The organism is Desulfosporosinus fructosivorans, from assembly GCF_004766045.1.
Taxonomy (GTDB): domain Bacteria; phylum Bacillota; class Desulfitobacteriia; order Desulfitobacteriales; family Desulfitobacteriaceae; genus Desulfosporosinus; species Desulfosporosinus fructosivorans.
Genome location: NZ_SPQQ01000003.1, coordinates 190,316 through 203,193, shown reverse-complemented (window position 1 = coordinate 203,193; position 12,878 = coordinate 190,316). Strand labels below are relative to the sequence as shown.

Sequence of the window (12,878 nt, the reverse complement as noted above, 5' to 3'; positions counted from 1 at the left end):
CAGGGATGCATGCAGTACGACGCTCAGTTGCAATCAATGCCTACATCTGTCATCAAATAGCCTCCTATTCGGAAGATTGAGCAGGCGTTGCTAATTAACTAAAACCAAGATCGCGGCACCGACGAAGGGCCACAGTTTACGAGATTTCAATTTGTCAGACATATCTTATTCCCCTTTCTAAATGTAGATACAAACTTACCCTAAATACTTCGCCAACGCTGCAGCCTTTGGTACTTTCGATGCCCAAGAGTAGCACTTATTTGGATTTGTGATTCCCCGCAACAATTAATTAAGCTTAAGGCCTCAACAGTAATGGAATGATTTCCAAAAGCCATTCTCTGAACATAATAAAAATCTCAAAGGATAAAGTAATTTCTTTAGGGGGAAAATAATCCTGAGGTGGGATTAATGAAAAAAACTCTAATTCTTGGCGGTGGAATTGGTGGCATAGTTGCTGCAAACGCTCTTAAAAAAGCCATGGGGTCTTCGATGCAGGTAACAGTGGTTGATCGGGAACCAAATCACTATTTTTCTTCTTCTTTTCCTCTCTTAATGATCGGAGAGAGAAAAGCCTCAAAAATAACCCGAGATTTGAAACAATTAGAAAGAAAGAAAATCAAAGTTTTGCGTAGTGAGGTAATAAAACTCGATTTACCCGGTCATCGGGTAACTACTGATGAAGGAGATTTAGATTACGATTATCTCATAATATCTCTTGGAGTGGAGTACCATCAGGAGACAGTACCAGGGTTTAGTGAATTTGCCTTAAATGCATATGATTTTAACGACGTTATAAAAACAAATCAAAGGTTAAGCAGTTTTTCTTCCGGCCAGATCGTATTTTTCATTTCCAGCTTGCCTTATAAATGCCCCCCTGCTCCTTATGAAATGATGTTTCTTCTTGATCAATTTTTCCGCCAACGTGGGCTTCGCCATAAAGTTAAACTTACTATAGTTACCCCGGATTTTTCACCTGAGCCTTTGGCTTCACCAAAAGTTGGCCAAAGTGTTAGAAAAATGCTTAACGAAAAAAATATAGAAATAATTACTGAGGCTAAGGTTTTGAGAGTTGAAAAGAACGCCCTGATCTTAGATCATGGCACAAAAATTCCTGCGGATCTTTTGTTGGGTGTCGCTCCCCATTGGACCCCGGAAGTGCTACGTAATACAGACTTGGTAGACAACAGCGGATTCGTGGATGTGAATCTGCGCACCCTGGAAACATGCTATCCCAGTGTTTATGCTATTGGAGATGCTACTGCAATTAGGTTACCAGTAATTGGCGCATATGCTCCAAAAGCAGGAGCTTTTGCCCATGCCCAAGCCGTTGTGGTGGCGAAAAATATCATTTCATTATCAAAAGGGTTAAAGCCTAGATTTTTTTATAAGGGAAAAGGTATGTGTATGATGAATACCGGGTTCGGTCGAGCCCGCTATTCAACAGTTCATTATTATAAGAAACCTCAGCCTTATATTACTTTGTTACGACCAACCAGGCTTGCCTATTGGGCTAAAGTAGCGTTCGAAAAATACTGGTTTAAACGCTGGTTTTAGCTACTGGCACACAACGCATCGGAGCTAGCATGTGCCCCAAGCCACTTTAATCGCTAAAATCTTTTAAATGCTTTCATTGGACCTTATTATATAAGGTTCTTTTTTCGTATGTTCGGTCCCAGCTAATGTCCCCGCCATAATGTGGTCCACAATGGCCAGATCGGCTACCTCTTGTTCACTCAGTGCTCCCCCCCTTTTTTAGGCAAATAAATAAATAAATAAATAAATAAATAAGTGATTGAATGCCTAGAACTTCTTTTTGGCTTTTAACTTTTTAGCCATTTTTCCACCTCCTTTCAAAGGCAAAATAAAAAGCACCCAATAGGTGCATAATTTATATGTATAAGTGATTATGTCGAGAGTTATTAATCAAAATAGAGAGTGAGGTAACCTTCATTGGGACAATTATTATTATGGGCATTACTTATCGTACCGTGGTTTTTACTTATACCATTAGATTCAAAACGGGTAAGACATTTTTCATCGGTTGCATTCTTTACTATATTCTTAACTACAATTTACTGGCAAATGGCAGAAGTATGGCATTGGTGGGATGTTACAGATAATGTATTTTTTCTTAGAAATATTTCATCATTTAATTTTGGTCTTCTTCCCGTCACCACAATTCTTATATTCTATTTTACTTATTCAAATGTTTGGTTATTTTTTGGAGCAAATATAATTATAGATGCTTTTCAAGCATTTATAATTAGTCCATTTATTTTCCAAAGATTTGGGCTTTACAAGATGAATAACATGAGTAATTTCGGTCTTTTTTTATTGTTATTAAGCCTTGTTCCTATTATTTTTCTTTATCAAAGATGGTATGAAACAAAGTAAACAATAAAACTCATGTCATATTTCCTAATTCCTTTTACTTAATGGTTTATCCTTCAGACAACTATATTCTAGATTGACAGCGAAACAGGGCGAAACAAGGAATTAACGGATAAAAAAAAACTCCTACACTTCAATTTGTGTAGGAGATCGTAGTAATTAGGATTTATAATTTCTACCCACCCAGAAAGTCACTTAACTACCACAGCACCTCTTTACCAAGCCGGGACACCCTTCCCCATCTGGGAATGAGCCGACAAGTAGATAAGTTACAAAATGAAATGTCTCTAATTACAATAAATTCTTTTTTCGTATCGAGGCATTCGCGTTAACCGGCGAAGGCACAAGCTTTATTCACTAAATCTATTTAACATTTTAATTATTTCAAAATGCCTACCTTCATGATACATAGAAAATGTAAGGAATTCGCCTATAGTCTTTAATGTTAATCCAGAAGGCATAGTGAATGGCTTTGCAACGGTCTCTTCCAGTCGGTTGTTAAGCTTTTCTTCTATTCGATTCGTTTGATCTTGAAGTACTTGAATCAACTCAGGTAATGTTGGTGGGTGTACCTTCCACTCAGAGGGCTTGGTGCCAAGCCAAAATAAATCTTTAAATCCATCCGGTACTATCATTTGTTTTTGTTCTTGTGTAAAGCCAAAAGCAAAGTGTTCTTGAACTAAATAAATATGACCGAGATTCCAGCGGATGTTATTATTGAATCCTACAGGTACCGAATCTGATTGGCTTTCATTGAGTTCTTTCACTGCATTAATGGTGTTACTACGAATTACCTTTAGTTGATTAAATAAAAATTCTCTCAAATCAATCACACCTCCATGATTATTATATAAAAGCATTCACAAAAAACCAAATTATCGCCGCAAGCACCATTTAAGTAGTCTGCTTACTTACAAACGCTTCCCACCCAGAAAATCCATAAACTAACACAGTGCATCTTTACTAAGCCGGGACGCCCTTCCCGATTTCGAATAATCCTGGCGACCTATCTTCCTCAGAGCAAAATCATACTTCTGAATAAAATACGCAACTACGTTATAAATACAGAGTAAACTAAATATCAAATTTGTCGCCCATAGCTCCCTTATCACGCTCAACTGATTCTTCAAATTCCTTTTTGCCACATAAATTATTCCACCCTAATATTTCTACATTTTCCGCTCATCTCCTCCCATGATAGTAAAAATAATCCAAGAAAAAACAAAAAAGGCAGACCTTACGATCTGGCAAAAAGCCCTCCAGCTGTTATATCGATATCAATCATTGTCGTACTCTCCTTCATCTAAAGGGATATCTCTTGCCCTTCGATTTACCACCTTTCATGGGGAGCGTAGGTTTCAACCTTCCTCATATTCATCGTGGGAACAGGTGGCCACTCTTTAAGCTTTTCGACCATATTTTCAGCAAGCTTGCTCGCGTCTTTACTGCATTTCTCCTTCACCGCCAGATCAAGTCTAGCCAGGTGGCTGAGGGCTACCAGGAGCTCGTAAAATGTATCGGCGATAGTTTTGCAGCAAGCGGTGCATCTTTCTTCATACTCCGTAGTAAATGCCTGGGAGGCTGCAGTTTTTGGCCTGCTTATGGGTTTGTCGGTTTTTTTGACGGTTTGATATTCTATCTTGATTTCCCCAGGGTTATTGGACATGGGCGTGACTTGAGCCTGCTCTTTCTCCGGAGGGGTTTGGTTCTGTTCTTTGAGCGCCTGATCCAGCTCCCGGGTGGTCATATTCTTAACATCATGCTGCAATATAAATTTTTCCCGCTCATCTTCCGGAATCCCCAGCAGGAGAATGGCTTGGTAGTAGGTCAAATTCGTCGGCGCCGACGAATTTGACCTGTCGCCCTCAGCGGTGGAAGCGAATAGTTTATCTCCATATTCTTCAAAGAGCTGCATTAGCCTGTTGGCTGTGCGCTGGGAATAGCTCACCGATTCTACCAGCCATTTCCCCCATTCTCCATGGGGGAGCAGGTCCTTGGCCTCCTTCAGGCGCTTGCCGATCTCCAGGGCATTGGTAAGCATAATTTTACAAGTCTGTTGTTTGATCCTATTAATCTCAGCCGCGATGCTTTGGGGAGTACGTTCAGTGCTGGTTTCATCCATTTTGATTCCCGCCTTTTCAATAGCTTTAATTACAGCATACGTAGGCGGGTTTCGAATGGTGAAAGCTTGGCTATGAATCTGGCAAATCACCTTACAAAATTGGGAATCTGGTGACAATCCCGGCTAAGATCATGTCCGAAGCAGGCAACATCAGCTGGTTCGGACATTCCTTTTGTGCCAGAGGATAACCCCCTGGGGTACAAGCCCATAGAATATAGGGACATGCCGGAACAGCCGGTTTGTCAAAACGATCAGAAAGGAGCAAGAAAATGTCAATTATAGCTGAACCTTTGAATTCGGCACTGATAGCAATTTACCAAACCGGATCTACTCCCACCGGAAGCCCGGTAACTAGGCAAAAAAGCCTGAGCTATGTGCGGGCGGATGCCTCCGAAGAAGCCCTTTACGATGTGGCTCAGGCCTTGTTCAGCCTGTCACTGCAGCCGCTGCTGGACGTGTAGTTGAGAAAAAATTTCAGGCTGACAGAGGAGTAACCGTTTAAGAAAATCCAAAGAGAAGGAGGTGAGTTTGTGGCTACAAGCAATACCAAAGTGGTCAGGTTAAGTTTTGCCACCGAGGGAGGAAAGACGTTTACTATAACAATTCCCAATCCCCGGGAAGACCTGAATCAAGCTGAGGTCCTGACCGTTATGAATACGATTGTCTCCAGCAATATTTTCCTGACGACCAGCGGCGCCCTCACAGGCCTACGGGACGTTAAGGTCATCGGAACTGTTACCGATGATCTATTCGACCCGCCTCAGGCTTAAACACCGCTGCATTCCCGGCAAGGGTGAGCGTTTTCTCCTTGGCTTGTCTCCAAAATCGTACGCGGGTATTAATTTTGGAGACAGCCGGCCGGGTCTAAGATAACTGTTTTTATCTTCATCAAAAATCCTCGGGAGCAATCGATAATTCAAAGCCGGCATGCCCTAAGCTGACGAATCGTCCGGAAGCAATCAGTTCAGTTTCCACATACACAATGCTGGCATTGCTGTATTGTTTCATATACGTACTGTATGGGAGAAATTTTCAATCGTCACGGATTTTAAGACCGGAATAAACTTCAAAAACCCCGTGGGTTCTACAGGAGGTTAGTAACATTCCTCGCCTTGCAAATATACCACAAACATTCTACGCAGCCAATTCACGTTAAGAGCAAACTTTTGGCTCCATTTCGAAATCAAATCCGAATCGGGAAAACCAGGATTTTCATCTGACAGCTCCTTACGCTTGGCAAGCAGTGAACAAATTTCCTCGTCTAGGGGGCCAACTCGTTGCGGTAATAATCCGCAGGTGGATAAAAAGGGCATTATTCTCCTCAACTGAAAGACCTTCTTTCCTGCTTATTTGCATATTCTTCTCCTAATTAGTTCCATCATTAGCTTCTTTTTCCTGCCTCAAAAATTTCAATCTCCATGTAGAACCAATTGTATATCCATTGCCAAAAAAGTTAAAAACTTAGAAGCGACCGGAGACCGCCCCAGAGTGCTGCAGTTATTAATCACTTTCTTTGTTAACCATTTTGCACCTGCCACTTCATTGCCGGAGACAATCCATCTGCGGTAATTAAGCTTGATTCCCTGGCGGACAATAAGGCGCATAGCTCCCCTGATAACAATTTGCCTCAGACCATCTGAGTGGCAACGGTAATCTGATAGTTTTTCTGATTGTTATCGTAAATTTCAATATACTGGTCCTGTGCATAGATATAATTTCAATCACGCTCCCATACCGGGAGCGACCTTATGGTGCGATTACCTTGATAGACAAGGATTCTATTTCAATCCACGCTCCCATACCGGGAGCGACTTCCGGGAACATCGGGAGCACGAAAGGCTCAAGATTTCAATCCACGCTCCCATACCGGGAGCGACCTTTGTTTTGATTGCGCCAACATATGTACAAGCACAAATTTCAATCCACGCTCCCATACCGGGAGCGACGTTACTTGCGAAAGTTATTGCCGCGCCTGCTACGATTTCAATCCACGCTCCCATACCGGGAGCGACAAATCCACTCACGGAAGGTCGCACAGCACAGCAATTTCAATCCACGCTCCCATACCGGGAGCGACCCTTTCTTTGGGCGACCACCCTTACTGTTTGATGGATTTCAATCCACGCTCCCATACCGGGAGCGACTTGGCTATGTTCTGTTAATTAAACGACGTATATAAATTTCAATCCACGCTCCCATACCGGGAGCGACACGTTGTTACCTCCGAGTAAGCAAGCGAGTTTAAAATTTCAATCCACGCTCCCATACCGGGAGCGACCGATTTCGTTTTCCGTATAGGTAACGCTGATTAAATTTCAATCCACGCTCCCATACCGGGAGCGACTAAACATTCCGAGGAAACGAAACAAAAGATTTCAATTTCAATCCACGCTCCCATACCGGGAGCGACTTGGTACGGTCAAGGCGTGGACATAGCAGGTGAATTTCAATCCACGCTCCCATACCGGGAGCGACGTTGGTGGACGTAACTCAGGCAAATCCTTCTTTATGATTTCAATCCACGCTCCCATACCGGGAGCGACTGCAAGAGAAAGCTGACCTAGGATGGACCAGGGATATTTCAATCCACGCTCCCATACCGGGAGCGACTGCAATGATACTTGTCTAGCATGGAATGATTGCACATTTCAATCCACGCTCCCATACCGGGAGCGACGGAGGTCCTGATGCAACAAGCCATGGATACAACCATTTCAATCCACGCTCCCATACCGGGAGCGACGGGCAGTAAAGCCAACTTATTTAGAAATGCTAAAAATTTCAATCCACGCTCCCATACCGGGAGCGACCGCAAAAAACTAATAAAACTATCTCCTATCAAAGGTTTTTATTAAAATTCATGCATTCTTTCCACGAACCGCCTTACAAATCCAATATTATCGTCATTTTTCATCAAAATTCCTGTCATCTCGCGGTGCGAATCCCCCAGGGATTTTATGTTCGCTTCACATTCGCACTAAATGATCAGCGTATCCTCAACATCAAAGGAAGCTTTGGCCCCCACATGCTCAACCTTATTCTTGTAATTATTGCCCAACAAATAAAACCTCAGGCTATCCGTATCCTTATCAATAATTTGCTCCAGCTTATGCTGTACCTCACGGAATTTGGCCGCATCCAACACACATTCAAAAACCGAATTCTGAACACGCTGTCCATAATTCACACATTGCCTAGCAATTTGACGCAGTCGCTTTCTCCCCGCCGCCGTTTGAGTATTTACATCATATGTGATAAGCACTAAAATATCTTCTCACCTACTTCCACATAAAGGCCGGGTACCCGTCCAAATCCCCCCGGATAAACCGGGCCAGCAGCATAGCCTGGGCATAAGGCACCAATCCCCATTCCATTTTTTCCTGCAGAAAGGGATGCCTGATTTCTTCCTGCTTCCTGCTTTGCCAAGCTTTAAGAACAGCTTTTCGCGTATCGTCATCCATAATAACTGCTCCATTTTCCATCCGGGTAAAGCCGCTACCATTGACTTCTCGTTTATTAATTAAAGAAATGACAAATCGGTCCGCATAGACAGCCCGCAGCTCTTCCATCAAATCCAGGGCCAGGGAAATCCTCCCCGGCCTATCCCGGTGCAGAAATCCCACATAGGGGTCCAGCCCAACGGTTTCCAACGCCGCCGCAGCATCATGGGCCAAAAGGGTATAGACAAAGGAAAGCATGGCGTTGACATTGTCCAGGGGAGGACGTTTGTTCCGGGAATTAAAATAAAAATCATCTTTTTGCTGAAGAATCAAATCATCCAATACTCGGAAGTACTGGGCCGCGGCTTCCCCTTCAAATCCCCGGAGCTGCTCTAAATTCTGACTATTTTCAACCAGCTTCAAAGCCTTGACCAGGGTCTGACAGACTCCTTTTAATTTATCCACATCCAGCCTGGCCCCATGATCCCTGGTTGCCCGCTCCACCACCCAGCGGGCGTTATATATTTTTCCTAAGATAAAGGATTGTGCAATTTTATGGCTTTCTGCTGCATCCTCCGATAACCTGTATTGAGTCTTGCGCAAGGTAACATTGCCTTTAACTTCGCCAACCACCCTGCCCAGGAATTTTCCGCTGGGCTTCATAAAACTCAAAGCGATATTGCGCTTGGCGCAGGCACCCATCAGAGCCGGACTGGCGCCGGTATAGCCAAAGGCAACAATGCCCTCCAGATTATGCAGGGGAACTCTCAGCAACTCGGCCTCATCCTTTAAAATCACAATATTTTCTCCATCAAGGGATAAATAAGTATTGGGCGAAGTCACATAGAGAGTATTCAATAATTTTCTCATTCATCAACCTCAATTTCCGAAACATTTTTTTTCATATAGGCCAGAGCCGATGGATTTTTACACAGCTTAGGCAAACAAAGCTCACTGAGGGAACAGGCTTTGCAGCCCTTAGTCGGCTTTACTTTGGGCGTATACCTCCTGTCGTACAGCTCATGCATCTCTTTACAAATCGCCTTTACCTGTTCCCGGATCTCCTCGTCGAGCATTACTTTAAGCCTTCGTTTAGGTTCCCCATAAAACAGAAACCCTTCGGGAATCGTACACAAGAGCATTTCTTCCAAGCACATAGCCTGAGCGCATAATTGCAGGACATCCGCATTGTCATGCTTGGGCTTGCCCCGTTTATACTCCACTGGAACCGGCTTATAGGTTCCCGCCCTGCCATAGAGGGTGACTCCGTCCCGAGACTTGTGGAATTCCACCACATCACAAGCTCCGGTAATCCCTAAAGTACGGGAAAAGATTCCCATGCTCCGGGATATGATCAAATCTCCCCGCTTTTCCTTAATGGTAGAGTCATGGGTTTTCTCATGCAGAATTCCACCCTCAACAGTGCGCAAATTCTCCTGCCACTGCTGCTCAATGTGGATTAAGGCCCACTGACGCTTGCAAAATGCGAAGTGCTGTATCCCGGACAAGAGCAGGAAGTCGTCTTCTCTATATTCTTTACTCATATCATGCGCAGGCACTGTACTTCTCCAGGAACTTTTTCGGCGTCAACTCTTACGTCATAATCAGCATATGTTCTGGCTGGCCTTGTTTTATCTTTGCGTTCAACCGTTATCGTAGCAAACAGCTTATAGGCTTGAGTATTGCCAAATTCGCTGTCGTGTTTAAAAACGATTAACTCTCTGACATTCATTTTCCCTCTTGCCGCAGAGTGATCATGCTCAAACATATTAATGATGGCTTCCCACAGAAGCTGTAAATTCTCTTCAGAAAATCCAGTTACATTTTTCGCCAGGTTAGCAGATATATAGCCTTCCGCCCGATAAAGAGCATAAGGTACAATGTACTTTCTGCCCATTTCCGTTTCTTTCTTCTTAAAATCTTCTTCTGTTGTGATCGCGACCCTAGTTATCGTAACTTCTTGTTGAACGATGGGGTCTATGCTTCTGGCAAATCCGATCTGCACAGGTCCTCTGACCTGTCCGCAGTTTAGTTTGGCCTTGACAAAAGTCGTCATAACAGCGCCAAAAGTCCTGATATCAAAAAAGTTCTCACACATGAAATCTCGAATCTGGTTGTCTTTTTCACCCTTGCTCTTTTGTGCTTCTTCCTCCTTGATACCCAAATATTCATAAGCCGACTTATCGCTGGTGTTCAAGGGAACACCGTCTTTAATATATATTTTGTAACCCTTGCTGTCCCCTTTCACAGTTTCAACATAATTTCTGATTTTTCTTTTCAGGCAGACATCGGTGACAATCCCGTAACCCGTTTCAGCATCAATTCTGGGCATATTGCCGGCATCAGGATCTCCGTTTGGATTGCCGTTTTCGACCTCAAATAAAATGACAAATTCATACCTGTTCTTAATAGCCTCACTCATTATTCCTTCGCCTCACTTTTTTTATTATTTTTTTGATAGAATGCATTCCTTTGGTGGTAGTATCCTAAAATAAACACGCCTTGCTGCTCTAACGACAGATTTGCCGGAAATGGATTGTTGGCTATATCCATCTTTTCTAATAGATCGCCGATCCTTCTATCGCTGGTATGTCCATAGTCTGCTTTTGAGATATGGTGCTGCGTCAATCTCAGCAGAACAGGAAAAACCGAGGACGGCGTGGCACAAGCCGATGTAAAATACCGGTCTTTAATGGTTGCACTTATCCCTGGATTGGCATCTAGCTGTGCCTTTTCCAGCACTGCGAATAATCTTCCCAAGATATAGGCGCTATTTTCACTTTGCTCATTCAGGGCCATTGTTAATACCTCCTTAAATTCTTTTGTATTTCTGGATAAATACGCTTTGATTATTGACGCTTTATAATAACTGATCTCTTTTTCCGCTTTAATCCTCAGCATGATGGAATTATACAGACCTGCCGGATATTGGGTGCCTGTAATAATTGCCTTCAGCACAGCGCCGGCAAGTAATGGTGAAGCTGCCTTATCCTTGGACATTGGGGATACTGTTTCGTTTAACACCCTCCATAGAGAAAAGATATCCGGCTCGGTAGGATATTGTTTTTCTATCCTTAAATCTTCGTAATGCCTTCCGACTTTTTTCACAAATTCCCCAAAAAAATTGGCGAAGAAAAACCTGACTGCTAACCTTGCCGCGTTTGGGGATATTGCCAGGATATAAAAGTTTGTTTCTTGATCAAAGATATCCGATAAGTCGCCAATGGGTTTACCTTGCTTTATTTTTTCAAAAACAGACTTTATTTCTCTTGCCGCTGCTTCATCCTGCACTAGATTCTCTCCGTTATTCACTGTTCCACCGTTCAGATAGAGAGTCATAAAATCCTGATAGATTTTTTTGGGGCTTTCTGCCCAAAATACAATCGTTGCATCACCTAAATTCAGTTTATGGGCACTATCCGCCAAGAGATAATTCAACACGGTGGTGTAGGCAAAGGTTGCATATTCACTCACCGGAGCATTCAAACCCTGTTCTTTTTCACGGCCGTATGACTCATAAGCGCGTTCATTGAACGAAACCAGCGATCCCCCTACGGATTGTGCTCCGCGGACCCCTTTGATACTGGGATGCAATCTGGCAATAGGACTCTCTTGGCCGGTTACCAGGCATTGCATTGTATTTGTGTTGTCTAAATTGCTTTTATATGTTTCCCAGGCTTGTCTGATCTCCGGGTTTTGATGAACAAATTCCCCGCCATTAATTTTAAATACAAAATTTGCACCGGATAAAATTTCATCCAGATATTCGGCAAGTGCTGGATGTTCCAGTGCGTGATCAACATCCCAACGGCTCACGTAATTGACGACCGCCTGTGCCGTTGCATTGTTAACATCCTTCAGTATTTGCAGATGTAATTGCTTAAACGCTTCAAAACATGCTTTGGCTCTTTCGGGTTTTCCTTTATTGTCCACGCCGAATACATAGCTTGCGTTTTCACAGAGAAAATTGGATTTTGCTCCAATTCCAGCTTTCTTTTCCTGTTCCGGCACTTCCATGCTTTGCGGAATTTCCACCATTTTTTTGCCGCGCTGGGCGCTGATTTTAAGCGGAATAATGTTTAACGGTTCTCCTTCTAAGGACAAATTAACTGCGTAAGACACGTTCACCTTGCCGTAACCCAGCTTGGGAATGTTGCTGTCCTCATCATTAGCCAGGATTTCATAATACTTAACAAGTGACTGTAAAATCATCTGACCACCTCGCAAGCGGATAAATCAATAATCCCGTTACGCATAACCGCTCTGAAAAACATAGGCTTAATATTTTCGGGATCTGTAAAGTCCATATCATAGAGCATATAGCCAAGGTCTTTTTCTCCAATCAAGCCGGATTCGGGCACGTCGCCCTCAAGCAGCCTGAAATTTGCCGGAAATTCTCTGCAGCCAAAGCAAGGCTGATGGTAACACTGACCTTTTCTCATCCTCCGAAGCGCAATATTATAATGTTTTTCGATGGTATCCGTTTCTCCAGCCTTGTCAGTTAATTCAAAGTGCGCTTCAATAATATAACGGACATTTTTGAGAATCATTGAGGCTCTTTGCTGTCTGTCCTCATTCGTATTGATGTATAGGGGCTTGGCAGCGCCGTTCATTACCGAATCAACGGATCTTGCCGATATTTTGGAGCTGACTTCATTTCTTCTGATATTGGTAAATTCGACCGGATTGCAGACATGTACCTTGTCTATACGCCAGACAATCGCGGGTTTCCAATAAATAGAATCTATAATGCCGCGCGCTGCCGAGGGTGTGATGACATCATAGCTCACTCGCTCCACTTTCATTTCAGGTCTCGAAAAGAGCGCATAATCACCCCACGTCTCCAAGCAAATTCCATAACCCATTTCATCACTCCTACATTCTTATTGTAGTTTTTAATAGATCCTAATTGTTAATTTAATCCA

13 protein-coding genes and 1 CRISPR repeat array are annotated in these 12,878 nt (G+C 43.1%); of the genes, 4 read left to right on the top strand and 9 right to left on the bottom strand.

What is annotated here, in order from left to right:
- The first annotated feature begins 408 nt into the window (after positions 1 to 408).
- A complete protein-coding gene (locus tag E4K67_RS09030) occupies positions 409 to 1,554 on the top strand; it encodes an NAD(P)/FAD-dependent oxidoreductase (RefSeq protein ID WP_135546883.1) in 1,146 nt (381 codons plus the stop codon).
- A gap of 396 nt (positions 1,555 to 1,950) precedes the next feature.
- Positions 1,951 to 2,394 carry a hypothetical protein gene (locus E4K67_RS09025; RefSeq protein WP_135546095.1) on the top strand — a complete coding sequence of 148 codons (444 nt, stop codon included), beginning with the start codon at positions 1,951 to 1,953 and terminating at the stop codon, positions 2,392 to 2,394.
- A gap of 347 nt (positions 2,395 to 2,741) precedes the next feature.
- Here E4K67_RS09025 and E4K67_RS09020 read toward each other — a convergent pair whose 3' ends face one another.
- Both E4K67_RS09020 and E4K67_RS09015 read right to left on the bottom strand, forming a co-directional pair.
- On the bottom strand, positions 2,742 to 3,215 hold the full coding sequence (locus E4K67_RS09020; RefSeq protein ID WP_135546094.1) for a DinB family protein: 474 nt from the start codon (positions 3,213 to 3,215) through the stop codon (positions 2,742 to 2,744).
- Positions 3,216 to 3,721: 506 nt separating this feature from the next.
- Positions 3,722 to 4,513: a DUF3102 domain-containing protein gene (locus E4K67_RS09015; protein WP_135546881.1), complete on the bottom strand. Its 792-nt coding sequence runs from the start codon at positions 4,511 to 4,513 to the stop codon at positions 3,722 to 3,724.
- Between the two features lie 269 nt (positions 4,514 to 4,782).
- Between E4K67_RS09015 and E4K67_RS09010 the strand changes: the two genes are divergently transcribed.
- On the top strand, positions 4,783 to 4,974 hold the full coding sequence (locus E4K67_RS09010; RefSeq protein ID WP_135546879.1) for a DUF1659 domain-containing protein: 192 nt from the start codon (positions 4,783 to 4,785) through the stop codon (positions 4,972 to 4,974).
- Between the two features lie 69 nt (positions 4,975 to 5,043).
- Complete coding sequence (locus tag E4K67_RS09005) at positions 5,044 to 5,283, top strand: DUF2922 domain-containing protein (RefSeq protein ID WP_135546093.1); 240 nt, start codon at positions 5,044 to 5,046, stop codon at positions 5,281 to 5,283.
- Positions 5,284 to 5,607: 324 nt separating this feature from the next.
- On the opposite strand, the gene E4K67_RS09000 is transcribed toward E4K67_RS09005, so the two are convergent.
- The 7 genes from E4K67_RS09000 to cas5c form a co-directional block, all read right to left on the bottom strand.
- On the bottom strand, positions 5,608 to 5,838 hold the full coding sequence (locus tag E4K67_RS09000) for a hypothetical protein (RefSeq protein WP_199242500.1): 231 nt from the start codon (positions 5,836 to 5,838) through the stop codon (positions 5,608 to 5,610).
- Positions 5,839 to 6,226: 388 nt separating this feature from the next.
- A CRISPR array of direct repeats spans positions 6,227 to 7,323; the repeat unit is 32 nt; unit sequence ATTTCAATCCACGCTCCCATACCGGGAGCGAC.
- A 167-nt stretch (positions 7,324 to 7,490) separates the two neighbouring features.
- Positions 7,491 to 7,781: a CRISPR-associated endonuclease Cas2 gene (gene cas2, locus E4K67_RS08990; protein ID WP_135546091.1), complete on the bottom strand. Its 291-nt coding sequence runs from the start codon at positions 7,779 to 7,781 to the stop codon at positions 7,491 to 7,493.
- Between the two features lie 10 nt (positions 7,782 to 7,791).
- The gene (gene cas1c / locus E4K67_RS08985; protein WP_135546090.1) at positions 7,792 to 8,823 is read right to left on the bottom strand and encodes a type I-C CRISPR-associated endonuclease Cas1c; all 1,032 of its coding nucleotides are present in this window, start codon (positions 8,821 to 8,823) and stop codon (positions 7,792 to 7,794) included.
- Complete coding sequence (cas4, locus tag E4K67_RS08980; RefSeq protein WP_135546089.1) at positions 8,820 to 9,497, bottom strand: CRISPR-associated protein Cas4; 678 nt, start codon at positions 9,495 to 9,497, stop codon at positions 8,820 to 8,822. The genes cas1c and cas4 overlap by 4 nt, the downstream gene beginning before the upstream one ends.
- A complete protein-coding gene (gene cas7c / locus E4K67_RS08975; protein ID WP_135546088.1) occupies positions 9,494 to 10,375 on the bottom strand; it encodes a type I-C CRISPR-associated protein Cas7/Csd2 in 882 nt (293 codons plus the stop codon). Before cas7c ends, cas4 begins: the two co-directional genes overlap by 4 nt.
- Positions 10,375 to 12,165 (bottom strand): type I-C CRISPR-associated protein Cas8c/Csd1, encoded by a 1,791-nt coding sequence (gene cas8c, locus E4K67_RS08970; RefSeq protein ID WP_135546087.1) that lies wholly within the window; start codon positions 12,163 to 12,165, stop codon positions 10,375 to 10,377. Before cas8c ends, cas7c begins: the two co-directional genes overlap by 1 nt.
- Complete coding sequence (gene cas5c, locus E4K67_RS08965) at positions 12,162 to 12,818, bottom strand: type I-C CRISPR-associated protein Cas5c (RefSeq protein WP_135546086.1); 657 nt, start codon at positions 12,816 to 12,818, stop codon at positions 12,162 to 12,164. The genes cas8c and cas5c overlap by 4 nt, the downstream gene beginning before the upstream one ends.
- Positions 12,819 to 12,878: the final 60 nt, after the last annotated feature.